The following is a 23,967-nucleotide window of genomic DNA, read 5'->3' on the forward strand; positions in this document are numbered from 1 at the left end:
TCGACCAAAACAACTCGCTGGCGAGGAAAACGGCGATTTAGTTGGGCAGAATCGGACTATTTGTCTATTCTACCGAGGATTCTTCGATTTAGTTGAGCAAAGTCGGACTATTGATACACGGTTGGCTCGAGTTACACGTTTATAGGGGGTGCAACTTGGACGGATGCTTTGCCGCCGATAAGCCATACTATAGGTGGGAAAGGGTGTGTACATCATGAAGAAGACAGCCTCCATGCTGGCGATCTGGATAAGTTTGGCCAGCAACATCGTGCTGACCGCTATCAAAATCATAGTCGGCCTTCTGTTCAATAGCCAAGTGCTCATTGCGGACGGTATCCATAACGCTGGGGACGTTATTGCAACGGCAACGGCATACAGCTCCATGCGCGTATCCGCCAAACCAGCGGACGTGGAGCATCCCTACGGGCATGGGAAAGCGGAGGTGCTCGGGGCTTTTATAGTCGCAATTATATTAGGCGGAGCCGCTATTTATATGGGTTACCATTCGATACATGCGCTGTTCGAATCGGCGGGCGAGGCGCATATCATTGCTTTTTGTGCAGCTGTCATTTCCCTCGTGTGGAAACAAATCCTGTATGTCTATACGATGCGTATCGGAAAGCAGCTGAACAGTAAAGGGTTGATAGCGACAGCCTACGACCATTTAGCGGACGTGTACGCCTCTATCGCGGCTTCAGTGGGGATCGGACTCGCATTAATCGGGGATCACTACAACATTAGCTACTTGGCGTATGGAGATCCGGTAGCAGGGATCATCGTTTCGTTCCTTGTCTTGAAACTAGCCTACGAGATGGGAAGCGAATCCTTTGATATTTTGATGGAACGTAGTGTCAGTCCCACTTACATTGAGCAATATGCATCATTAATTCGAGGTGTACCCGAGGTTAAACGAATCGATCGACTTCGTGCGAGGGAGCATGGCCATTACATATTAGTTGATGCGAGACTTGGCGTTCCAGGCCAGCTGACGATTCAAGAAGGTCATGATATCATTCGTAGCATTAAGCGGAGAATTAAAGAAGCACACGGGGATGTGGATGAAGTGCTGGTCCACTTGAACCCTTGGTATGAAGAACAAGCTGACGCCTGAGTAGGTGCGTTGGCTTTTTCCACTATAGAATTGGTTATTATTTACAAACACTCCAATTCGCGTTAGATTAGTCATAGAATCTTATCGACAACGTCTACGCGACAGTTCTAGGGAGTGATCACTTTGAGTCGGAGAGCCAAAGATATCTGGTTAGGAATTGCTGTGGCCAACGGATGCGGAATCATTTTTATGCTTATAACGGCTTATATCGTCAGGGTAGCGACAGGCGCTGGAGGGATACTGGTCTTATCCGATTTCGTCCTACTCCCGTTTATCATGGGGATGATCAATGCTTATTTCTGGCGTAAACACCGTGTAACGGTTGGCCCATCCTTTGGTTATGCGTTTCTCAATCTTGTTGTAGGTTTAATTTATAGTTATTTCATGATGGGTGAGGGGTATATTTGCCTGATCATCGTGGCGCCACTCATTTATCTCTTTATTCTACTCGGTGTTCTGGCGGGCAAACTTATGTTCAAATGGAACCAATCCACATTAAACGTCAGTATTCTCGCGGCAATGGCTGTTCTTCTCCTAGCTAATATCTTGACTGCCCAACCAGGTGAAAGTCAGGTCACGGACCGAATCTTAATTCACGCGAAACCAGAAGTTGTATGGCAAAATGTCACTGCATTTTCACCCATAACGTCAGAACCTGACTACTGGTTATTTAAAATCGGGTTGCCAAGTCCCGTGCAATCCACGGCAGAAGGCCGTTATGTAGGAGCTGAACGTAAGTGTATTTTCAGCAATGGCATCGTTTTTGATGAGAAGATCGTAGAATATGAGGAAAATCGGAAACTCACCTTTGCCATTACAAAACTGCCGGATGATCCCGAAATACTAGGACACCTGAGTTTGTCCAAAGGTCAATTCATCCTAGAAGACAATGGCGATGGGACTACAACACTCATCGGCACTAGCTGGTATGACCTGAAAGTAAAACCATCGCTCTATTTCGATATATGGACCCAAAGCATTATTCGCAATGTGCATCTCGAAGTTATGGAGCACATGAAGGAGTTAGCGGAGCAAGCGTAAGCGGCAGCCTCTCTAGGATACAAAAACACCTCTACACAAGCTCGCTCCATAGCGGCTTCGTCTAGAGGTGTTTTCCTTATGCTTGTTACTTCGCAAAAATGTGATTCCCAATCTGCACCGTCTGTTGACGTGTCCAGATCCAAGAGCTTGTCGCTGTTTTGGGATTAAAATAGTAAAGTGCACCACCCGTTGGGTCCCAGCCGCGAACGGCCTCTAATGCAGCTTTGTAGGCTTGGCTATCTGGTGTTAAATTATATTGGCCATCGCTGACAGCCGTGAAAGCACCAACCTCGAACACGATGCCTTGAATGGTATTCTCGAACTGACTGGATTTTAACCGGTTCATAACGACCGCTCCAACAGCGACTTGACCCTCGTAGGATTCACCGCGAGCCTCACTGTAGATGACTTTAGCCAGCATATCGAGTTCAGCTTGATTCACCGTGAATTTACGCAAGTACTCCCACGTTTTCGCACCAACGATTCCATCCACACTCAGTCCATAATTCGTTTGAAAATTACGAACGGCCGCGGCTGTGATTGGACCATATTTTCCATCTATAGAAGGCTCATAAATGCCTAAAGTTTTTAGTCGGAATTGTGCGTCCCATACATCACCATTTTGCGTACCTTGCTTTAAAGTCGTAGCTTCTGCTGCGGATGCCTGCGGGCTCCACGTTCCTGCATTCATCCCTAAACCAAAGGAAGCTACGAGTGCGACTACGACTAGTTTTTTTATGAACATCATCTTCATCTCCCCTTTCGCTTTCCTCAGTATAGGCACCAATATACACGGTCTCAACCCGCAGTTTTTGGAAATGTAAGTCAATCCCTTGGGGCTCTAAGGGTTAAGCGGGGTGAAATTTTCATGAAATCTCGGTTTTCTCTCCCAACTTTTTTCGGTTTTTCCCACAAAACATGTCGCTTTTTTTTATATTGTTCCTGAGGGGCAGATGATACACTTACTCTAATTTCACAGACCCCGCTGCAGAGGGGATTCATCTAACCTAAGGGAGCGTTGCCGAATATGGATAAAATTACACGAGTACTTAACGCATTAAACAAACAACCAGTTGATAAGGTACCAGTTGGATTCTGGTTTCATTTCTCTGGTGAAGAAGCCGAAGGTCAGGCGTGCATTGATGCGCATGTGCAGTACTACAAGGAAAGCGGTATTGATTTTATTAAAATCATGTGTGATGGATTCTTCAACTTCCCTATTACGGTCGACATTCAGGAAGCAGCAGATTGGCGCAAGCTGAAACCCCTTGGCAAGGATCATCCCTACATCCGTGAACAAGTTGCACGGGCGAAAGGCATTTACGAACAGCTGCAAGGGGAATGTTGTACATTTTATAATGTGTTTGCTCCATTCTCTTGCATCCGCTTCGGCACATCAGACGAGCTTGTCATGCGTCATCTGAAGGAGGATCCAGAGGCGGTCATGTACGCGCTCGAAGTTATCGCGGAGGATCAAGCCACTCTTTCGGAGCTGCTGCTGACAGAAGGCAAATGCACCGGCATCTATTACTGTCTGCAAGGCGGGGAGACGGATCGCTTTACCTATGAGGAATATCGCGAGTGGGTTACACCGAGCGATAGAATTGTACTGGATCGCGCGAATGTCGTCAGCGACAATACGCTGCTGCATCTATGCGGATGGGCCGGCGTTAAGAACCGCTTGAATGTGTGGCAGGATTACCCGGCCAAAGCATTTAACTGGGCGATCTATGTCGAAGGTCTCAGCTTAAAAGAAGGCATGGAATTTTTCGGCGGCAAGACTGTTCTTGGCGGCTTCGACAATACGAAGGCAGGAATTTTGTGCAGCGGTGATCAAGCGGACATCGCTCAATTTACAGCTTATCTGCTTGATGAAACGTCAAGTATCGGTGTTATGCTGGGCGCGGATTGTTCGTTGCCCGGCGATATTGACCGTCAGCGCACCAGTTGGGTCGTAGCCGCGGCAGCGCGTGCAGCGGCGCTGAATTAACGCATAGACGGCTAGGAGCGACTAGAGAGGGGCAACCGCATGAATATGAACACATTTACGCACAAGAACCCTTTGCCGTATACATTTGTTGCGCATGATAAGCACGATGAGCGGCACCAAGGGGCAGTCACAATCCCAATCTACCAGAATACGCTATTTTCTTATGCATCAAGTGATGAGCCTGGACATGCTTTCAAGTATAGTCGAATGGGCAACCCGACGGTGCAGGAACTGGAAAAGCGTCTTGCTACGCTCGAGCACGGTGAGAAGGCGCGCTGCTTTGCCTCGGGAATGGCTGCCATTTCGGCTGCCATTCTGTCCACTGTCCGTGCGGGCGATCATATCGTCTGTGTGGATCAGGTATATTTTGGAACGCGGGAGTTTCTTGATTATTTTCTTACCCGATACGGTGTAGAAGTCACGTATGTGGACGGCACGTCCATGGCGGCCATTCTTGCGGCGATTCGCAGCAATACGGCACTCCTTTACTTGGAGAGCCCGACCAGTTATTACTTCCGTTTGCAGGATTTGACGGCCTGCGTTCAAGAGGCCCAGGCTCGCAAGATCCGAACGATCATCGACAACACTTGGGCATCTCCCTGCTACCAAAATCCACTGCAAATGGGCGTTGATCTCGTCGTGCACTCGCTGACTAAGTACGTCAGCGGTCACAGCGACGCGCTTGGCGGAGCTGTCATCGGTTCGGATGAGCTGCTTGAGCAACTTAGCCGCATTGACTTGCAATTGCTCGGCGGCGTCATGACACCGCACATTGCATCTTTGATGCTCCGCGGCATGCGTACGTTGCCGTTGCGAATGGAGCGCCTCAGCTTGTCGACGCATACGGTGGCGGAATATTTGGCGACCGTGCCCGTCATCCGCCGAGTAAACTTCCCAGGGCTTGTTTCGCATCCACAACACGAGCTGGCGCTCAAGCAAATGAGCGGCTGCGGCAGTCTACTGTCTGTCGAGATCAGAGGCACATTGGCAGAGGCCAAGGCTTGGGTTGACCAGCTGCGCTACTTCCGAATCGGGCTAAGCTTCGGGGGTTATGAAAGCCTGGCTTTGGTCGTCGGCGAGACCTCGGATTCGACTGAAACCAATCCGATTAGCCTTGTGCGTTTGAACATTGGATTAGAAGATCCGCAGGATCTGATAGGGGATTTGAGCAGCATTGATTCGTATTTCAAGCCGGCGAGGACTGGGAATGCTGATCCAACGAGATAGAGAGGACTTGAAAATCGGTGGGGCTACTAGGCCCTTCCGTTTTTCGCTGTTTCCAGCCCCATTTCGGATGTGTGTTATAATTGAGCAAGGGTGATCCTATGAGAAACTTGAAAATTAAACATAAATTGCTTATCTTCATCGTGCTTGGCGCTTTCCTTACGAGCTTTCTCGGCTGGTCGTTCGTCAGGCTGTCTCAATCACTGTACGATCAGCTGATATATAGGGAAACGACGGAGAAATTTCATTTGTTTTCCCAACGAATTGAAGAGAAGCTGCAAAACATAGATAGATTGTCTCTGACCATTATGTCGGACCCCGACGTGCAAAAATATCTGAAAATGCTGAATGCCGACCGGGAGTCTTATGAATCATACACAGCTTCCAATGAGTTGATGAAGAAGCTTATGTCCTATCATCTGTTTGACTACGCAGTCGCTTCCATCGAAGTTCTTGATACCGATAACGGTTCTCATGGAGTTGGCTTGAACGTCGGCAGATTGAGTTTCGACGTCATTAAGACGATGCGGAATACGGCAGAGCAACAGAAGGGGGCCAATGTATGGATGGGGGGCATTAATGAGGAAGATTCTTTTTATTCGGTGCGCGAAATTCGTGAGGTCAATGATACCAGTATGGAGCATATCGGTACCCTCATCATTCGAACATTCGCTGATAAAATTATTTATTCGGCCTCGAATGAGAGCAGCTACTACGATTCGACATTGTTGATCAAATCTGGCAACGCCTTCATTTATCCGCAGCATAGTCCAATTGAGAATGAAGAGCTCGCTATCGACGCGAACAAAGATTATAACCTCGTGACGCTGAGAGGGAGTAAGTATCTCGCGGCGGCATTTGCCCAGCCGTATACAGGCTGGACATTCCTATATCTGGTTCCTTATGGTTCGATATTTAAAGATACCATCATCATGCAAATCGTCTTGCTTTGCACGTATACGATCGTCTTATTAATCATTCTAGTAATAGGGCTGAAGTTCTCGAGCAGCATTACGAAACCAATCGAGAAGCTGATGAAGAAGATGTCGAATCTAGAGAAGGGGAATTTCGAGCTGGATAATGCGGAGTTGCCGAAATACCGTGATGAAATCGGCCAATTAAGTCGCAGTTTCGATAAAATGACCTATAGACTCGATATGTTGATCCAAGAAAATTACGTTAAGCAATTGATGCTAAAGGATGCGGAATATCATACGTTAAAAGCTAAGCTGAACCCGCACTTTCTCTATAATACGCTGGATTCTATTAATTGGCTGGCGCGAATGAACGGTCAACTAGAAATTTCCGGAATGGTCAAGGCGCTGGGAAACCTGCTGCGCAGCACCGTCAGCGACAAGGAATTCATTACGATTAAAGATGAGATTGCCAATCTGGATAATTACATTCACATCCAGAAATTTCGATTCGAAGAAAGACTCGCTTATCGAATGGAAATCCCTGAACATTTGTATGCGCTAAGCATGCCTTGCATTATTTTGCAGCCTATCGTTGAGAATAGCATCAAATATGGTGTCGAGCATTCAAACGACGTGTGTGAGATACGAATTACCGCGGAGGAGTACGCGGATCGGCTAGTAATTTTTGTAGCAGATACAGGCCCAGGCATGGATCCTGACTATCTCGAGAAGTTGGAATCGAATGAAACGACAGCAGAAGGAACGGGTATCGGTTTGAAGAGTATTAATAGCAGGCTCAAAATTCTATTTGGTGAGCCATTCGGCATCGACATCGATAGTAAGGCAGGTCAAGGCACGAAAGTTGCCATTTCTATCCCTTACATGAACAACGGTACATAACGGGCACGAAGGGGGCCGAGAGAATGAGCGAGCGGGTTTATAAAGTGTTTCTAGTCGACGACGAGCGTGTGATTAGGGAAGGCATTTCGAGGTTGGTCGGGTGGGAAGAACTTGGCTTGCAATACATAGGGTGTGCGCCCGACGGGTTAACGGCCAGCAGCATGCTGCTTGATGTGCAGCCGGATATCATTATTACCGATATCAAGATGCCGCGAATGGACGGGCTTGAACTGATTCAACAAACGATTCAGCGCCGGCCAGAGGTTAAATTCATTGTACTCTCGGGCCACGGCGAGTTCGAATTTGCCAACAAGGCCATGCAGTATGGCGTCAAACACTACCTTCTCAAACCGTGCGACGAAGGTGATATTACGGAAGTGCTGCATCAGGTAATTCGCGAACTGGACGAAGAGCGAAGCCGAACTAGTCACTACCGTCAGATGGAAAACGAATTGGCGAAAGCTCTTCCCATGGTGAAAGAGCAGCTCCTCCGGGACTGTTTGTTGAACCGCAGTTTTTTTAAGCAAGAGATGGAGCATTATAAGCAAATTCTGCATATCGGCAATGAGAAACTTAGGCTGATTCTGTTCCAACTAGAGGCAGCATTCGAGTTTGTAGAACTGTATGCATTGAAGAACATCTCGGAAGAGCTTATTCAGGCTCGGAATCGAATGCTCAGCACGATCGTAGGGGACAAGTTCATCATTCTCGTTGAGGATATGGACGTTCAGGACATACTTGCAGTAACAACCAGCATCAAGGAAGAATTTGAAATCCGTTATAAGGTAGATTTGACGTTGTCAATCAGTGATCAATGCGCTTTCGAGGATCTTCCGAAGGTTTATAGGGATGCCCAGCAATATATTCAATACCGATTCTATCTAGAAGAAAGCAGCATTATTACGAGCGGTGAAGTCGGGATTGAACTGTCTTCAAATGGCATGGACACGGTCAATATGAACTATGGTGACATCGTGATGGCCATCAAAGTTGGGAATATCAAAGATTTGAATGTGGGACTTGGAAGTTTCTTCGACACACTGCGCGAGCTGCGCTGCGAAATCCCCGTTGCTATTAGCTTCTGTATAGAGCTCGTTACAACAATAGTCAGACAGACCATGCCCGACGCGATCCATGAAACGATCACCAAAATTGCCCCTATTCTGAAGATGAAGACACTAGAGGATATTCATAAATACATTCTCAATGTCTCGCACGCGATTACAAAGGAAAATTATGAGGTGTTTACGACCAAAAATAAAATGCTCGTGCACAGTATGATTCAGCATATCCATGACAACTTGGGAAATGAAGAGCTGAGTCTCCAGTGGCTAGCCAAGAACTATTTCTTTATGAATGTGGACTACCTCGGCAAGCTGTTTCGCAAGGAATTAAACGAGAAGTTTTCACAGTACGTAACGAGGGTACGCATCGAGCGAGCCAAAGAGCTAATGATGAACTATTCCCATGCCAAAGTGTATGAAATTGCGGAAAAAACCGGTTTTGGCAACGATCCACAGTACTTCAGCTATATCTTTAAGAAGGCGACAGGCCTTACGCCAGTGGAGTTCAAATCGACCAATAAAAAGGACGCGTATTACTGATTTTTCTAGTAAAACGTGTCTGTTTTTTTTATTATCAGAGACCTTGGCAGCCAGTAAAATGAAGGTGAAAAGGCGGATAGGCTGGGCCTACCTATTCCCTTTATAGCAATACGCACTGAGAGACAAATAATAATTGGGGAGTGTCATTATGCGGAAAATTACAGTAACGTGTTTGGCTTCACTGTTAACGTTGTCATTCGCCCTCGCTGGATGCTCGCAGGGGTCAACTACATCAGGAGATACGAAGACAGGAACAACAGCGCCGGCAACAGCTGCACCAAAGAAGAACGAGCAGGTAACCCTGCGCATGACGTACTGGGCAGGTTCGCAATTGACGGTTGATAAAAATAACGCCGTCATCGAATTGTTCCAGAAAGCAAATCCTAACATCAAGATCGAAGCCGAGTATTACGCTGGCGACGCCTATAACGATAAAATTAACGTACAAGCCGCCTCAAATAGTCTTCCCGATATTGTTCGTGTCGACTACGCGCAAATTCAGAATTATGTCAACAAGGGCATGCTAATGCCGCTTGACGAGTTCATTAAGAACAAAACGATAGATATGACCGGCGTTGCGGATGTGAACATGAAGGGCGGTATCGTCGGAGGCAAAAACTATGGGATTAACATCGGAAATAATGCGCTAGTTATGTTCTATGATCAAGAGAAGCTGGATAAGGCTGGTGTTAAAGCGCCAGGGCCGGATTACACATGGGATCAGTACGCCAAAGATTTGCAAACGGTTAAAGACAAGCTCAACATTTACGGTGATACCCATCTGATGCAATCCCACTTTGAGGTATGGCTCAGACAACATGGCAAGACACTGTATAACGCGGCGCAAGATGGCCTCGGCTATGACGATGATAAACTATTTGTCGACTATATGAATATGCAGCTTCAATGGCAGAAAGCCGGCATTATTAGTCCGATGGGCGTGGAGCAAGAGGTGAGAGGTCTTGAGGATGGTCCTTTTCCAAAAGGGCAAGCAGCGTTCGGCGGCTTCGCGTACTGGAGCAACCAGGTCGATATTATGGAGAAACAGTTAGGTAAACCAGTTGGGTTCGCCATGTATCCGGGTTCGGCAGACGGTAAAGGGATGTATATGAAGCCCTCATTCTTCCATGGAATCGCAGCTTCGTCAAAACATCCTGAAGAAGCGGCTAAGTTTATCGAGTTCTTCACGAACAATTTGGATGCGGCTAAGTCGCTTAACGCTTACTTCGGCATGCCATATAATCCGAAACTGATTACAGGCATGCAGAGCACGTTCAGTGACACGCAGAAACGCGTCTCCCAATACTTGCAGACGGTTGAGAAACACTCTAGCGTCATCGACCCGCCAGCACCGGTTGCAGGTGCAGAAGTCACTAAGCTCTTCACTAACGTTCGCGGCGAAGTCTTCTATGAGAAGCTGACGCCAGAGAAAGCAGCTGAGAAATTCCGCAAGGAAGCAACAGCCGCGCTCGCGAAAAAGAAATAAGCAAGCCGGGGATAAGTAGCTCTTGATGCAATCTTATCCCCGACCATTCTTACTATGAAATCGATTGAAAAGGGGGCCAATATGAAAAACTTCTGGAGATCCGACCATACAGCTGGATATGTATTCATTTTCCCCTGGTTGTTTGGCTTTCTTGCCTTTTCCTTAATCCCGATTGGGGCATCGCTGTACTTGGCTTTCACCCGTTATGACATTTTGTCTCCTCCTGAGTGGGTGGGACTGGCCAATTTCAAGGAAATGTTCACGGAGGATACTCGTTTCTGGATTTCCATCAAGACAACGCTTATTTTCGTGTTTACCGCGGTACCACTGCGCCTCATCTTCGCGCTGGCCGTGGCGATGATGCTGAACATGAAGATCCGGTTCCTTGGCTTCTTCCGGGCTACCTACTACTTGCCAACCTTAATCGGCGGCAGCGTAGCCGTGGCTGTTATGTGGCGCCAATTGTTCGGTTCGGCTGGCGCGTTCAACTCGTTCTTGGAAGCATTCTTCGGGGTGACCACGAACGTATCCTGGATCACGCATCCTTCGACGGCGCTTTCATCATTGATTTTATTATCTGTCTGGCAATTCGGATCTTCGATGCTGATTTTCCTCGCGGGCCTAAAGCAAATACCGGTCAGTTTATACGAAGCAGCCCAAGTAGACGGCGCGAACGCGTGGCATAAGTTCAAGAACATTACAATTCCACTGCTCACGCCCGTTATCTTTTTTAACTTAGTCATGGGTATTATTAACGGATTCAAGGTATTCACGGAAGGTATGATCGTAACTGGTGGGGGCCCGTTTGATAAAACACTGTTTTATGTACTCTATCTCTACGAGAAATCGTTTCGTTACTATGAGATGGGCTACGGTTCTGCAATGGCGTGGGTATTGCTCATGACCATCGCCTTATTTACCGCGATCATTTTTACATCATCTAAACATTGGGTTCATTATGAGTCGAAGGGAGAATAGCGTATGAGCCGACCATCAGCCAAACTACTTAATCAAACACGCTCTGTTGTTACGCACGGCATTATCGCTGTTTTTGCCCTTCTCATGATCTATCCGTTGCTGTGGATGCTCTCAAGTTCATTCAAGGACACCAAAGATATTTTCGTGGATGCTCATCGCCTCATTCCGTCTCACTGGAATTTTAGCAATTACACTGCTGGTTTTAAAGGATTTGCAGGCATTTCATTTGCGGTCTTTTTCAAAAACTCGTTCATCATCACCATTCTATCCGTCATCGGAACGGTTATCTCTTCGACGATGGTCGCCTACGGCTTCGCTCGCATCCGCTTCAAATTCGCCGCATTCTTGTTCGGCTGCATGATGTTGACGATGATGCTGCCAGGGGAAGTGCTGATGATTCCGCAGTATATCTTTTTTCAGAAAATCGGATGGATCAATACGTTTCTGCCGCTGATCGTACCATCTTATTTCGGTGGAGCTTTCTTCATTTTTCTAATTATTCAGTTTTTGCGCGGCATCCCGAAAGATCTCGATGAATCGGCATATATGGACGGATGCGACAAGTATCAAATCTTTCTGTGGATCATGGTTCCGCTGCTTGTACCTGCCATCATTACCGTATCCATTTTCAAATTTTACTGGACTTGGGATGACTTCTTCAGCCCATTGCTTTACTTGAACTCCCCGAAGCTGGCAACAGTTTCGCTCGCTATCAAAAACTTCTCCGATCCCACCATGCAAACGGACTGGGGGGCCATGTTCGCCATGTCGATCCTGTCGTTGCTGCCGATTTTCGCTGTATTTTTCACCTTCCAGAAATATATCGTTGAAGGGATCAGCACGACTGGACTGAAAGGATAAACCTAATACGCAGAATGAATTGGAGTGACTGACCTATGACGCTTTATCAAGCAAACGAACAACGTTATGATGCAATGGTTTATAACCGCTGCGGCAATTCGGGACTTAAGCTGCCAGCGGTTTCCCTTGGCATGTGGCATAATTTCGGCGATGTCGATACACTGGCGAATGCGAGAGCGATGATGCTTCGCTCGTTCGATCTCGGTATTACACATTTTGATCTCGCGAATAACTACGGCCCTTCCCCCGGCTCAGCCGAAGAAACGTTCGGAAGAGTGTTGAAATCCGACCTAGCCGCTCATCGCGACGAAATGATTGTATCTACGAAGGCTGGCTATTATATGTGGCAGGGGCCATATGGAGAGTGGGGCTCGAAGAAATCCCTCATCGCTAGTCTCGACCAAAGCTTGAAAAGAATGGGACTTGATTATGTTGATATTTTTTACTCGCACAGGCCTGATCCGAACACGCCGCTGGAGGAAACCATGGGCGCGCTTGATCAAATCGTTCGTCAAGGCAAAGCGCTTTATGTCGGCATATCGAATTACAGCGCGGAACAGACCAGAGAGGCGATTCGCATTCTTCGATCGCTCGGCACGCCGCTACTCATTCATCAAGCTACCTATTCTATGTTCAACCGTTGGGTAGAGGATGGCCTCTTGGATGAGCTGGAACAAGGCGGAGCAGGCTGCATTGCCTTCAGCCCGCTGGCGCAAGGCATGCTTACTAACCGATATTTGGACGGTATTCCGAGCGATTCGCGAGCAGCCAGCGCGAACAGCCCTTTCCTGAAGAGCGGAGATCTTACGGAAGAGAAACTGGATAAAATCAGGGAATTAAATGAGGTTGCCGCCCAGCGCGGACAAACACTGGCTCAATTGGCACTAGCTTGGGTGCTGCGCAAAGAACGTGTGGCTTCTGTACTAATCGGCGCGAGCAAGGTCAGCCAGATTGAAGACAACGTCGGTACCTTACGCCGACTGCAGCTAGATCCTGCTGAAATTCAGCGGATCGAGACGATCTTGCGATAGTTTTAAGAGATAGCAAAGGAGCTAGGCGATTTTCACGCTTAGCTCCTTTGCTTTGCTATTCACGCCCTCGCAATACGCAAATATCGTTATGGCAGACCTTTATTTGGAGTCGCATAATCGGAAACCAAATTTTCCCTGCCAACAACAAAAAGCCCGAGACCGCCATAAGGCGATCCCGGACTTTTATCTGGTTGTGTGTGTGTTTGCTGTAACGTATTTCTTAGTTCTTCTCTGCAAGAATCGAACGAAGAACGGTTTGTAGGATACCACCGTTACGGTAGTAGTCTACGTCAACTAAGCTATCCAAACGCACAAGAGCTGTGAATTCGAAGCTAGTGCCATCTTCACGAGTTGCAGTAACTTTCACCGTGGAACCTGGTTGAACGTCATTGCTAAGGCCTGTGATGTCGAATGTCTCGCGGCCAGTAATACCTAGTGACTTCCAGCTTTCGCCGTTAACGAATTGAAGTGGAAGAACACCCATTCCAACAAGGTTACTACGGTGAATACGCTCGAAGCTTTCTGCGATAACGGCTTTAACGCCTAGCAAGAAAGTACCTTTAGCTGCCCAGTCACGGGAAGATCCAGTTCCGTACTCTTTACCAGCGATAACAACAAGGTTTTGGCCCGCAGCTTGGTACTTCATGGAAGCATCGTAGATGGATTCCACTTCGCCAGTTGGCAAGTAAGTAGTTACGCCGCCTTCAGTTCCTGGAGCCACTTGGTTACGAATACGAATGTTCGCGAACGTACCGCGCATCATCACTTCGTGGTTACCACGACGGGAACCGTAGGAGTTGAAGTCTTCTCTTTTTACACCATGGTTGATCAAGTATTGGCCTCCAGGGCTGTCTACTTTGATGTTACCAGCAGGGGAGATGTGATCCGTTGTTACGGAATCGCCCATAAGTGCTAGTGTTTTCGCGCTGCGAATATCTGCGATATCATCAAGAACTGTTCCAAGGTCTGTGAAGAACGGAGGCTCTTGAATGTATGTGGAGTTGGTATCGAACTCATACAGATCGCCTTCAGGAATTTGAATAGCGTTGAAACGCTCATTCGCACGGAAGACGTTGCTGTATTTGTCACGGAACATGTCAGGGCTCATTGCAACTTTAAGCGCATCTTGAATTTCTTGGTTTGTAGGCCAAATGTCTTTCAAGTAGACAGGTTTGTTCGTGTGGTCGTAACCGATTGGATCTGTCGCAAGATCGATGTTCACTGTACCTGCAAGAGCATAAGCAACAACGAGTGGAGGTGATCCAAGGTAGTTCGCTTTTACTTGTGCGTGTACGCGGCCTTCGAAGTTACGGTTACCAGAGATAACAGCAGCAACGGTCATATCGTTGTCGATAATCGCTTTGCTCACTTCGTCTGGAAGCGGACCGGAGTTACCGATACAAGTTGCACAGCCGTAACCAGCTACGTGGAAGCCAAGAGCTTCTAGGGACTCAAGAAGGCCTGCTTTAACCAAGTAATCTGTAACGACTAGGGAACCTGGCGTCAAGGAGCTTTTCACGTAAGCTGGTTTTTTCAAACCAAGAGCTACCGCTTTTTTCGCTACAAGACCAGCACCGATCATAACGCTTGGGTTGGATGTGTTCGTACAGGAAGTAATCGCCGCTATGACGACTGCGCCAGTACCCATTTTAACCGTTTCGTTCGGATACACAACATCAACAACTTCAGCCACTTTCTCTTCTGTCAAACCGTATCCGCCTTTGTCGATCGGTGTACGGATGATAGCGTTGAAAGATTCTTTCATGTTCGTAAGTTCGACGCGATCTTGCGGACGTTTAGGACCAGCTAAGCTTGGAACTACCGTGCTAAGATCAAGGGAAAGAACATCTGTGAACACAGGATCTGGTGTGCTGTCTGTACGGAACATGCCTTGAGCTTTATAGTAGGCTTCGACAAGCGCGATTTGCTCTTCTTCACGGCCAGTAGCACGCAAGTAGTTCAAAGTCTCGTTATCGACAGGGAAGAAACCGATTGTTGCGCCGTACTCAGGAGCCATGTTGGCAACTGTTGCACGGTCAGCTAGGGAGATGTTGCTTAGTCCAGGTCCGAAGAACTCAACGAACTTACCAACAACGCCTTTTTTACGCAGTATTTGAGTAACTGTCAATGCCAAGTCAGTCGCTGTTGCGCCTTCTGCCAATTGACCAGTCAATTTGAAACCAACAACGTCTGGAGCTACGAAGTATAGAGGTTGACCAAGCATACCAGCTTCCGCTTCGATACCGCCAACGCCCCAACCTACAACACCAAGACCGTTAATCATAGTTGTATGGGAGTCTGTACCTACGAGTGAATCTGGGTACACGACAGTTTCGCCGTCAATTGTTTTTGTTGCTGCAACAGATGCCAAGTACTCCAAGTTAACTTGGTGAACGATACCTGTTGAAGGTGGCACTGCACGGAAGTTATCGAATGCTGTTTGTGCCCAACGCAAGAAGCGGTAACGCTCTTCGTTTCTTTCGAATTCTAAATCAATGTTCATTTCGAGTGCATCCGGGGAACCGAAAGCATCAACCATGACAGAGTGGTCAATTACAAGGTCAACAGGAACAAGTGGGTTGATACGTTTAGGATCTCCACCTTCACGAGCCATAGTCGCACGCATTGCCGCAAGGTCAACGACGACTGGAACCCCTGTGAAATCCTGAAGAACGATACGAGCAGGGATGAAAGGAATTTCTTTGTTCTCATCGCGGCCTTCAGCCCAGCCAGCGATTTGTTTCACATGCTCACTTGTAATAGCGCGGCCATCGAATTGACGGACAGCAGCTTCAAGCAATACGCGGATCGAAACTGGCAGATTGCTAATTGTGCCGTGACCTTGGCTTTCAAAGTCAGGAAGGCTGTAATACTGGAACGATTTCGTGCCGACAGTTAACTGCTTACGCACAGAAAAAGAGTCCTTATTGGACATAGGTAGTTCCTCCTCAAAAAATAATATCAATCATCCATCGGATTTCATCTAGTGAAACTCGATTTCATAATTCCCTCTACCTCAAGTATAGCGCTTCGCCACGTGGGAGTAAAGATTAATTTCAATCATTTTTACCGTCCTGATGTCATATATTGAATCAATTCAAAGCAATTCGGGCTTGTCCTAACCAAACGCATACAAACTTTCATAAAAGCTAAGGAGGGATACCAAGATGTCCTGGAAAACGGCGCTCTACAATTATGTTCATGCGAAAAATGAGGCTGAGCTTGAGGGCTCATCCGCACCCTTGGAAGCATTTGTCTCGGACAGCGCTTATGTACGGAAACAGGATGTCAAGGTGCGAAGGCTCCTGAACAGTTACCGAGAACGTGACGCTAAGCTGCTGCGCGGAGAAACAAAGCTCCGTATGCTAGGTGTTAAAGAATTGCCATATGGTATTATTGCGGATATCCAGCTGCATCGGTTTTTGACCTATCAAATTGGTTTAATAGAACATCAGGAGGAGTGTATCGAATCTGAACGAGTGATCATCGAGCACAATGCTTTAGGCTGGAAAGTTCAAAGCTCAGAGCTTATACAAAGTGAGAAGTCACAGCCCAGTCGCGGCCACAGCTTCCATTTGTCAGAAAATCAAACGTTCCTAGATACGCAGCGCAGCTCACCATCTCTTCCTTATATCAATCCTAGTATACGCAATACGAGTGGTCTGGAATTCGCTCATCGCAAAACCATTTATAACCGTCCCAAAGCCGTCCAATATGCGGAAAAGTGGTGGCAAACACCGAATCCGAGTTATGAGTATTTTGAAGTAGATTGCACGAATTATGTCTCGCAATGCCTCTTTGCAGGTGGGGCTCCAATGGACTATACTGGGAAAAGGGAATCGGGCTGGTGGTATGGTGGCAAAAAAGGCCATCAAGAGCTTTGGAGCTATAGCTGGGCAGTAGCTAACAGTTTGCATCACTACCTGGAACGTCCTCATGCGCATGGTTTGACAGGTACTGTCGTCAAGAATGCTTGGGAGCTAGAGCCAGGAGACACGATCAGCTATGACTGGGATGGCGACGGGCGTTTCCAACACAACACATTCGTTATTGCAAAAGATGCCAATGGGATGCCGCTAGTTAATGCGCATACCTTTAATAGCCGCAATCGGTACTGGGCATACAAGGATTCACCTGCTTGGTCGGAACGGACGAAATACATGTTCATTCATGTTGCTGATGAGATGTAGATTGGCATAGAAATTGTAAATACTAGACGGAGGTACGTAATGAGCCGCAAAATACGAATTGGTTTAATTTATGGAGGGAAATCCGGTGAGCATGACGTCTCTTTGCAAACAGCATTGGCCGTTATGAAAGCTGTGGATTTCACGAAATATGAGATTACACCGTTTTATATATCCAAAAAAGGCGAGTGGAGAAGTGGAACGCCGCTTCTAGCTCCTGCTCAGTCTAAGGAAGCACTGACTTTTAGCACGGATGACGCTAGCGCACCTGCTTCCAACGCGCTTGCACCGATCTTTGGCGGTATTCAAACGAAGGGCGACGTAGCTGTTTCTTCTATTACATCCGCTGGAGCTGAGGATCTCGGATTAGACGTCGTATTCCCGCTTTTACATGGCACGTTCGGGGAAGATGGGACGATTCAAGGACTTTTGGAAATGGCGAACATCCCCTATGTAGGTGCTGGTGTACTGGCATCTGCTGTTGGCATGGATAAAGTCATGATGAAAAAGGTATTCGCGCAGGAAGGACTTCCACAGTGTATTTTCCGTCATTTTACGCGTACCGAGTGGGAAAAGAACCAGGCCTATCATCTTATGGAGCTGGAGACAGCGATTGGCTATCCTTGTTTCGTGAAGCCGGCTAACCTTGGGTCAAGCGTTGGAATTTCCAAAGCGAGAAATCAAGAAGAGTTGATCGCGGCCGTTGCTTTTGCTTTCCAATACGATCGCAAAGTCATTGTTGAAGAAAATATCGATGCTCGTGAAATCGAAGTAGCTGTTCTAGGGAATGATGAGCCTATCGCTTCTGTTGTAGGTGAGATCGTCTCTTCTAATGAATTCTACGATTACAAAGCCAAATATCTGGACGGTAAATCAGCGATGATTATCCCGGCAGAGATCCCGCAAGAAGTGTCGGATGAGGTTAGAGCATTGGCGCTTCGCGCATTCTTGGCGGTCGATGGCAGCGGGTTGTCACGTGTGGACTTCTTCTTAGGCAAAATCGATCAGAAAATCTACATCAATGAAATTAATACGATGCCTGGCTTTACGCCATTCAGCATGTATCCATTGCTATGGCAAGAGACAGGTAAACCTTATAAAGAGCTGCTGGATGATCTCATTCGTCTGGCGCTGGAGCGCCACGCAGCTAAACAAAATATCCAATATTCTTTCGATGCGGAGTAGATGAGCCATGGGATTTCAAACGGAATTTAATTCAGTTTGCAAGTTTAAGTCCGAGCAAGAGCTTTACGAGCTGCTAGAATACGGCCGCGGCAAAATGGTGAAGAGCGGCTTCCGTGTTTTCCCAACAGGCCAGAAGGTCATTGCGTACACGCCAGACAATCAGGCGATTGCTATCGTGCGCATCGTGGCTTCCATCGCGGAAATCAATTTCCAAGGTGAAGAGGTCACACAAGTGGAGATGGAGCTCATCCGGAGGTTAAGCGAGGAAGAAGCTCGCATACAGACTTCTCTTGCGTTCGAGATGTTCTTCGGGGAGCAAGCGTAGAGAAACACCGACCTTTTGGGGGTCGGTGTTTTTTGTTCTGAGCCTAGTAGGTGACGCAACGGCGGGAATTGATTAGCAATAGCGCCCCAAAAGGGCGCTATTGCCCTGCCCTGTGCCGTGAAGCCGCAGGATAAGGCCCATTTTGGGCCTTATTGTCCTGCTCACCCACGCAGAGGCGGGGGAAAACCAACAATAGCGCCCCAAAAGGGCGCTATTGTCATGCCTGTGCCGTAAAGCCGCAGGATAAGGCCCATTTTGGGCCTTATTGTCCTGCTCACCGACGGGAGAAAACCAGCAATCGTCCCACTCTTCGCATAAAAACAGTATGTTTATACGGTTTCTTTTGTCCCTTTCAAACGGAATGCTAGCTTCATATAATAGCTTATCCTACTAGAAAGGAAGTGATTATACATGAAAAAACACACACAAATCATTAGTACAGACGGTAGTTGGATAAACGCAATTGAAAACGAGCCAATTGAGCAATGGGTGCAACCGAAAGAAGGTGAAGCTTATGTGTGGGGGGCGAGTGATTCCATTGGGCCTGCTGCAGTAGTTGCCAAAACATTCAAAGTCCACTCGAGGCATATCAAGAAAGCTACGTTATTCTTAGCAGTTGATAACTATGCGATCGTGCTCATTAATGGCGTGCCCGTGCTTATTGATGAACCGCAGGACACCTTAGCTTTCTACAATCCAGGACGAACATTTCATATCGAGCCTTTTCTTCAAAGGGGAGAAAACAACATTGTGATCGCTGGATTCAACTCGCCATCCAATGCAAACCGAAGCGTAGGTAATCCAGCTGGTATCCTTGCGCGTATCGAGATTGACTACGAACACCATCACCATTAATCTGGTGCAATCCATCCGAAAGACCTTTGCGACGTTCTTGAAGCGTTGAAGGGTCTTTTGTCTATAGAATCTGTATGTGCCTCTGTTTGCCAGGGTAATCTAACTCTGAGAAAAACCTGGAGGAGAACCGAACATGCTTATTCGCCTAGGATACGTAGCCATGTCCACTGTGGTAAAGAATGCTTCCCCGTCCAAGACGATGACGGCAACAAACTTCAGCAAGCTGCTCGATCGCGAGGCAGCAATTCGCAAGTTGCAGCGCATCGGGGCTGAGAATTTACATAATACGCTTCGCTTGCTTAGACATAATCGGGCTCATGACATCATGGTGTTCCGATTTTCCTCACGGTTCATCCCGCTGCTTGGTCATGAGATGCTAGGCGATTGGGATCCAATCCCCGCCTTATCGGCAGAATTCGAGGAGCTAGGGGGCTACGCCAAGCAGAATAACATGCGCGTTAGCTTCCATCCTGATCATTTCACCGTACTCAGCACGCCGCGGAAGGATGTGCTCCAGAAATCGGTCGAAGACTTGGAGCGCCACTCCGACATGCTGAACGCGATGGGGCTTGGGATGGAAGCGATGTGCAACATACACGTTGGTGGTTCTTATGGGGATAAAATAAAATCAGCCAAGCGATTTGTCCACAATTTCACCGCCATGCGTGTGCCGATTCAACAACGAATCACCCTCGAAAATGACGACAAAACTTTCAATGCTCTAGAAACACTAGAGATAGCCGAGCAAGTTGGCGCTCCCATGGTGCTGGATGTACATCATCATGCGGTCAACAACAACGGGGAAGATGTCGTTCAGCTGTGGCCGCGTATTCAAGAAACATGGCTTGCACGGGCGCGCTTACATCTGGATGAAGCGTCAGCCTCCCTTCCGCCCAAAATTCACGTGTCCAGCCCCAAAGGTGAAACAGAACCAAGAAGCCACGCCGATTACGTGGAGGTAGGGCCTTTATACACGTTCCTGAAATCCATCGCCCCCATCACACCGAAGCTGGATATTATGATCGAAGCGAAGATGAAAGATAGCGCTCTTTTCAAGCTTATGGAGGACCTCAAGGGACAAGAAGGCGTCACAGCCCTCGATGAAGCGTCGCTTACGCTCTAATCCCATATTTTTCTTGAATTGTTGGAGGAAATGGGGTACTTTGGAAGGTAGATCTAACGACTAACCATGCCATTGTGAGAGGGGCTTCTACGAACCATGAGTCAATTATTAAATGGGAAAAATATACTTGTTATGGGTGTTGCTAATGACCGCAGTATCGCTTGGGCCATTGCACAATCTTTAGCTGCGCAAGGCGCTAACCTAGTGTTCACGTTCGAAAATGAGCGCGTGGAGGAACGCGTACGCAAGCTGGCCGACACGATCCCTGGCTCCACGTTGATGCCTTGTAATGTAACCGTAGATGCAGAGATCGATACGTTGGCATCCGCGCTCAAAGAAAAGTTCGGTGTCGTACACGGTCTTGTACATAGTATTGCTTTTGCTAAAACGGAAGAACTGGACGGGCTGTTCGTTGACACATCACGCGATGGTTTCGCGCTCGCGCACGACATCAGTGCTTACTCCCTCGTTGCCGTATCCAAACGCATTTACCCGCTCATGACAGAAGGCGGAAGCATCATGACGATGACATACCTAGGCGCAGAGCGCGCTATGAAGAATTACAACGTCATGGGCGTTGCCAAAGCTGCGCTTGAAGCTAGCGTTCGTTACCTCGCGGCAGATCTTGGCCAATTTGGTATCCGCGTAAACGGTATCTCAGCAGGTCCGATCCGTACATTGGCTGCCAAAGGCATCAAGGATTTCAACTCGATCCTGCGCCAAGTCGAAGAGAAGGCTCCACTTCGCAAAACGACAGAAACAGCTGAAGTTGGCGACACGGCGATGTTCCTCATGAGCAACTTGTCCCGTGGTATCACTGGCGAAGTTATTTATGTAGACGGTGGTTATCATATCGTTGGTATTTAGATGGTTGGATTTTCATAGAGATAAGAGGATAACCGTACGGTCTTGGGCCGCTACGGTTTTTTCTCGTGGAAATTCCGCACCAAATGTGAAAATGTACGAATAATTTAGGATGAAACGCACTAGTATTAGAAACGTATAATTTACTATACTTAACGTAATATCTAAATTAATGAAAAGAAAGAGTTGATATATATGGTACAAAGTGGGGCAGAAACTTTCGTAGTAGGTAGCAAGAGTTTTACAGCAGTAGCTATTAACACGGCAGCCAAAGCAGGACAATGGATTAAGACGAAGCTCGGAGACATTAATCATGTGGGGACGAAGTACTCTGCTCAAGACCTGGTGACCGAGGTCGATAAAGGTTCTGAGAAGCTGATTCGTAATTTGATTATGACGCATTTCCCGAACCATTCTATTCTTGGAGAAGAAGGCGTAGAGCCAGGTCCGGAAGCGTCAGCCAAAGCCTTGCAAGAAATGAGCGATGAAGAGTACCTCTGGATCGTGGATCCGATTGATGGTACAACGAATTTCGTGCATGGTTTTCCTTTCTTCTCCGTATCGATTGCACTCGCGCACAAAGGCGAAGTTATCGTTGGTGTTGTATATGACCCATCCCGTGACGAACTATTCGTTGCTGAGAAGGGGAAAGGCGCTTACATGCACGGTAGAAAGACAGAAGTTTCCGCAGAAGAAACACTGCTCACCAGCTTAATTGCCACAGGCTTCCCAGCGGATCGTGATGGGGCGCTGCCGATTAATCTGAAAGGTGTTCAGGCGCTTTCCCCGAAAGTTCGTAACATCCGTGTGGCAGGCTCCGCAGCGCTGCATTTGGCCTATGTGGCTGCTGGCCGTCTTAGCGGCTTTTGGGAAATTGGGCTCAATGCCTGGGACATTGCAGCGGGTGCCCTGCTCATCACAGAGTCAGGCGGACGTGTGACAGATACGGAAGGTAACCCTTATCACTTAGGCGTTCGTAATGTGATGGCATCGAATGGACATATTCACGAAGAGCTTCAACAAGCGCTCGCAGCAGCAGAGGCGACAGGGCTTGTGAAGTAAAATCAACCTCTTGCAAGATCGTTCCATGAGGAATGATCCGGCAAGAGGTTTTTTCCTCTATTTGGAGCTGGGGAACTTTCTCCTAAAAAACTGGTGAAATCCGCTCAAATCCACTATAATATGAGGTATCTTAGTTATTTAAACGTTTCAATTAACGGGACACGCGAGTCGTGATCGGAATGGATGGAGTGCTTCTATGTCGGTAAATACAGGATTTGGACCAGATATTATTACGTTTGGAGAAACAATGGCACTGCTCATGCCTTCGGGTGGTAAGGGCCTGGAGTACTCTTCGGAGCTGCATAGCTTGTTCGGCGGTGCTGAGAGCAATGTAGCGATCGGTATTTCACGTCTAGGCGGCAGTGTTGGTTGGTTCGGTAGATTAGGTAAGGACCCGTTAGGTCGTATGATTTTCAAAAGTATCCGTGGTGAAGGTGTCGATGTTTCCCGTGCGGAATTGACGGCTGATGCGCCTACAGGACTTATGATGCGAGAAGTTCTAATGGGTAAAACGTCCGTTTACTACTATCGGAAGAATTCTGCGGCAAGTCAGACGAGCCCGAAACATTTGGATGAAGCGTACATTGCTGGGGCTAAAATATTGCATATTACCGGTATCACACCGGCTTTGAGTGAGTCGTGCAGAGAGGCAGCTTTCGAAGCTGTTCGCTTAGCACGTAAGCATGGCGTGAAGGTGAGCTTTGATCCGAACCTGCGTTTGAAGCTATGGAGCATCGAAGAAGCACGTCCAGTGCTGCTGGAGCTAGCGAAGCTGTCCGATATTTTCTTGCCGGGCTTGGACGAGCTGAAGCTGCTGTATCAAACAGAAGACTGGGATGTCATCGTTAGCAAGCTGCGCGAGTTGTCGGCGGTTTCCATTGTCAAAGGTGGAGAAGATGTGACGTATGTCGTGACAGCGGATACGATTACAACTGTGCCTTATTTCAAAGCAGAGCAAGTCGTTGATACCGTGGGTGCGGGCGATGGATTTTGTGCGGGCTTTTTGGTTGGCGTGCTGAAATCGTACGAGTATCCTGAAGCTGTTCGCATCGGGAATTTGGTGGGCTCCATGATCGTGCAGGCGGAAGGCGATTGGGAAGGCGCTCCGACGTGGGAGCAAGTGGAAGCGGTACTTAACAACATTAAACATATTGAACGTTAATTGTCTCGGAAGAAGATATGAAATCTCAAACATACATGCTTACACATAGAAGGGAAGATAC

20 protein-coding genes are annotated in these 23,967 nt (G+C 47.6%); 18 read left to right on the plus strand and 2 right to left on the minus strand.

Features of this window, described 5'->3' with window-relative positions; all coding sequences use genetic code 11:
* The first annotated feature begins 214 nt into the window (after positions 1 to 214).
* Together AC58PV_RS16780 and AC58PV_RS16785 are read left to right on the plus strand one after the other, a co-directional pair.
* The gene (locus tag AC58PV_RS16780) at positions 215 to 1,111 is read left to right on the plus strand and encodes a cation diffusion facilitator family transporter (RefSeq protein ID WP_497433351.1); all 897 of its coding nucleotides are present in this window, start codon (positions 215 to 217) and stop codon (positions 1,109 to 1,111) included.
* Between the two features lie 123 nt (positions 1,112 to 1,234).
* Positions 1,235 to 2,152 carry an SRPBCC family protein gene (locus AC58PV_RS16785; RefSeq protein ID WP_497433352.1) on the plus strand — a complete coding sequence of 306 codons (918 nt, stop codon included), beginning with the start codon at positions 1,235 to 1,237 and terminating at the stop codon, positions 2,150 to 2,152.
* A gap of 85 nt (positions 2,153 to 2,237) precedes the next feature.
* On the opposite strand, the gene sleB is transcribed toward AC58PV_RS16785, so the two are convergent.
* Entirely contained in the window at positions 2,238 to 2,897 is a 660-nt protein-coding gene (gene sleB / locus AC58PV_RS16790) for a spore cortex-lytic enzyme (RefSeq protein WP_497433399.1), read from the minus strand.
* 282 nt (positions 2,898 to 3,179) lie between these two features.
* On the opposite strand from sleB, the gene AC58PV_RS16795 reads away from it, so the two are divergent.
* The 8 genes from AC58PV_RS16795 to mgrA all read left to right on the plus strand — a co-directional run bounded on the left by AC58PV_RS16795 (position 3,180) and on the right by mgrA (position 13,143).
* Complete coding sequence (locus AC58PV_RS16795; RefSeq protein ID WP_497433353.1) at positions 3,180 to 4,142, plus strand: uroporphyrinogen decarboxylase/cobalamine-independent methonine synthase family protein; 963 nt, start codon at positions 3,180 to 3,182, stop codon at positions 4,140 to 4,142.
* 39 nt (positions 4,143 to 4,181) lie between these two features.
* A complete protein-coding gene (locus AC58PV_RS16800) occupies positions 4,182 to 5,369 on the plus strand; it encodes a trans-sulfuration enzyme family protein (protein WP_497433354.1) in 1,188 nt (395 codons plus the stop codon).
* Between the two features lie 98 nt (positions 5,370 to 5,467).
* Entirely contained in the window at positions 5,468 to 7,183 is a 1,716-nt protein-coding gene (locus AC58PV_RS16805; RefSeq protein ID WP_497433355.1) for a sensor histidine kinase, read from the plus strand.
* A 23-nt stretch (positions 7,184 to 7,206) separates the two neighbouring features.
* A complete protein-coding gene (locus AC58PV_RS16810) occupies positions 7,207 to 8,787 on the plus strand; it encodes a response regulator transcription factor (RefSeq protein WP_497433356.1) in 1,581 nt (526 codons plus the stop codon).
* A gap of 148 nt (positions 8,788 to 8,935) precedes the next feature.
* Positions 8,936 to 10,273, plus strand: coding sequence for an ABC transporter substrate-binding protein (locus tag AC58PV_RS16815; RefSeq protein ID WP_497433357.1), 1,338 nt, complete (start codon positions 8,936 to 8,938; stop codon positions 10,271 to 10,273).
* 81 nt (positions 10,274 to 10,354) lie between these two features.
* Complete coding sequence (locus AC58PV_RS16820) at positions 10,355 to 11,251, plus strand: carbohydrate ABC transporter permease (RefSeq protein WP_497433358.1); 897 nt, start codon at positions 10,355 to 10,357, stop codon at positions 11,249 to 11,251.
* Positions 11,252 to 11,254: 3 nt separating this feature from the next.
* Positions 11,255 to 12,112, plus strand: coding sequence for a carbohydrate ABC transporter permease (locus AC58PV_RS16825; protein WP_497433359.1), 858 nt, complete (start codon positions 11,255 to 11,257; stop codon positions 12,110 to 12,112).
* Positions 12,113 to 12,147: 35 nt separating this feature from the next.
* Positions 12,148 to 13,143, plus strand: a complete 996-nt coding sequence (gene mgrA / locus AC58PV_RS16830) for an L-glyceraldehyde 3-phosphate reductase (RefSeq protein ID WP_497433360.1) — start codon at positions 12,148 to 12,150, stop codon at positions 13,141 to 13,143.
* 220 nt (positions 13,144 to 13,363) lie between these two features.
* Here mgrA and acnA read toward each other — a convergent pair whose 3' ends face one another.
* Positions 13,364 to 16,078, minus strand: coding sequence for an aconitate hydratase AcnA (gene acnA, locus AC58PV_RS16835; protein ID WP_497433361.1), 2,715 nt, complete (start codon positions 16,076 to 16,078; stop codon positions 13,364 to 13,366).
* Positions 16,079 to 16,310: 232 nt separating this feature from the next.
* Here acnA and AC58PV_RS16840 point away from each other — a divergent pair, with 232 nt between their 5' ends.
* The 8 genes from AC58PV_RS16840 (at position 16,311) to AC58PV_RS16875 (ending at position 23,906) form a co-directional block, all read left to right on the plus strand.
* Positions 16,311 to 17,333 (plus strand): amidase domain-containing protein, encoded by a 1,023-nt coding sequence (locus AC58PV_RS16840; protein WP_497433362.1) that lies wholly within the window; start codon positions 16,311 to 16,313, stop codon positions 17,331 to 17,333.
* Positions 17,334 to 17,372: 39 nt separating this feature from the next.
* Positions 17,373 to 18,515, plus strand: coding sequence for a D-alanine--D-alanine ligase (locus tag AC58PV_RS16845; RefSeq protein WP_497433363.1), 1,143 nt, complete (start codon positions 17,373 to 17,375; stop codon positions 18,513 to 18,515).
* Between the two features lie 7 nt (positions 18,516 to 18,522).
* Positions 18,523 to 18,840: a hypothetical protein gene (locus AC58PV_RS16850; protein WP_068671581.1), complete on the plus strand. Its 318-nt coding sequence runs from the start codon at positions 18,523 to 18,525 to the stop codon at positions 18,838 to 18,840.
* Positions 18,841 to 19,251: 411 nt separating this feature from the next.
* Positions 19,252 to 19,695, plus strand: coding sequence for a hypothetical protein (locus AC58PV_RS16855; RefSeq protein WP_497433364.1), 444 nt, complete (start codon positions 19,252 to 19,254; stop codon positions 19,693 to 19,695).
* Between the two features lie 133 nt (positions 19,696 to 19,828).
* Positions 19,829 to 20,818, plus strand: a complete 990-nt coding sequence (uvsE, locus tag AC58PV_RS16860; protein WP_497433365.1) for a UV DNA damage repair endonuclease UvsE — start codon at positions 19,829 to 19,831, stop codon at positions 20,816 to 20,818.
* Positions 20,819 to 20,914: 96 nt separating this feature from the next.
* Positions 20,915 to 21,685 (plus strand): enoyl-ACP reductase FabI, encoded by a 771-nt coding sequence (gene fabI, locus AC58PV_RS16865; RefSeq protein WP_497433366.1) that lies wholly within the window; start codon positions 20,915 to 20,917, stop codon positions 21,683 to 21,685.
* Between the two features lie 192 nt (positions 21,686 to 21,877).
* Positions 21,878 to 22,744 carry an inositol monophosphatase family protein gene (locus AC58PV_RS16870; RefSeq protein WP_497433367.1) on the plus strand — a complete coding sequence of 289 codons (867 nt, stop codon included), beginning with the start codon at positions 21,878 to 21,880 and terminating at the stop codon, positions 22,742 to 22,744.
* A 196-nt stretch (positions 22,745 to 22,940) separates the two neighbouring features.
* A complete protein-coding gene (locus tag AC58PV_RS16875) occupies positions 22,941 to 23,906 on the plus strand; it encodes a sugar kinase (RefSeq protein ID WP_497433368.1) in 966 nt (321 codons plus the stop codon).
* The last annotated feature ends 61 nt before the right edge of the window (positions 23,907 to 23,967 follow it).

The organism is Paenibacillus sp. J22FR83 (assembly GCF_059691955.1).

What these genes read in the sequence shown, in the direction of transcription:
- AC58PV_RS16845 (WP_497433363.1), top strand. Translation starts at nt 17,373, where the DNA reads ATGAGCCGCAAAATACGAATTGGTTTAATTTATGGAGGGAAATCCGGT.
- AC58PV_RS16875 (WP_497433368.1), top strand. Translation starts at nt 22,941, where the DNA reads ATGTCGGTAAATACAGGATTTGGACCAGATATTATTACGTTTGGAGAA.
- fabI (WP_497433366.1), top strand. Translation starts at nt 20,915, where the DNA reads ATGAGTCAATTATTAAATGGGAAAAATATACTTGTTATGGGTGTTGCT.
- AC58PV_RS16810 (WP_497433356.1), top strand. Translation starts at nt 7,207, where the DNA reads ATGAGCGAGCGGGTTTATAAAGTGTTTCTAGTCGACGACGAGCGTGTG.
- AC58PV_RS16780 (WP_497433351.1), top strand. Translation starts at nt 215, where the DNA reads ATGAAGAAGACAGCCTCCATGCTGGCGATCTGGATAAGTTTGGCCAGC.
- AC58PV_RS16825 (WP_497433359.1), top strand. Translation starts at nt 11,255, where the DNA reads ATGAGCCGACCATCAGCCAAACTACTTAATCAAACACGCTCTGTTGTT.
- AC58PV_RS16840 (WP_497433362.1), top strand. Translation starts at nt 16,311, where the DNA reads ATGTCCTGGAAAACGGCGCTCTACAATTATGTTCATGCGAAAAATGAG.
- AC58PV_RS16800 (WP_497433354.1), top strand. Translation starts at nt 4,182, where the DNA reads ATGAATATGAACACATTTACGCACAAGAACCCTTTGCCGTATACATTT.
- AC58PV_RS16820 (WP_497433358.1), top strand. Translation starts at nt 10,355, where the DNA reads ATGAAAAACTTCTGGAGATCCGACCATACAGCTGGATATGTATTCATT.
- AC58PV_RS16805 (WP_497433355.1), top strand. Translation starts at nt 5,468, where the DNA reads ATGAGAAACTTGAAAATTAAACATAAATTGCTTATCTTCATCGTGCTT.
- mgrA (WP_497433360.1), top strand. Translation starts at nt 12,148, where the DNA reads ATGACGCTTTATCAAGCAAACGAACAACGTTATGATGCAATGGTTTAT.
- AC58PV_RS16815 (WP_497433357.1), top strand. Translation starts at nt 8,936, where the DNA reads ATGCGGAAAATTACAGTAACGTGTTTGGCTTCACTGTTAACGTTGTCA.
- AC58PV_RS16855 (WP_497433364.1), top strand. Translation starts at nt 19,252, where the DNA reads ATGAAAAAACACACACAAATCATTAGTACAGACGGTAGTTGGATAAAC.
- AC58PV_RS16850 (WP_068671581.1), top strand. Translation starts at nt 18,523, where the DNA reads ATGGGATTTCAAACGGAATTTAATTCAGTTTGCAAGTTTAAGTCCGAG.
- acnA (WP_497433361.1), bottom strand. Translation starts at nt 16,078, where the DNA reads ATGTCCAATAAGGACTCTTTTTCTGTGCGTAAGCAGTTAACTGTCGGC.
- sleB (WP_497433399.1), bottom strand. Translation starts at nt 2,897, where the DNA reads ATGTTCATAAAAAAACTAGTCGTAGTCGCACTCGTAGCTTCCTTTGGT.
- AC58PV_RS16870 (WP_497433367.1), top strand. Translation starts at nt 21,878, where the DNA reads ATGGTACAAAGTGGGGCAGAAACTTTCGTAGTAGGTAGCAAGAGTTTT.
- AC58PV_RS16795 (WP_497433353.1), top strand. Translation starts at nt 3,180, where the DNA reads ATGGATAAAATTACACGAGTACTTAACGCATTAAACAAACAACCAGTT.
- uvsE (WP_497433365.1), top strand. Translation starts at nt 19,829, where the DNA reads ATGCTTATTCGCCTAGGATACGTAGCCATGTCCACTGTGGTAAAGAAT.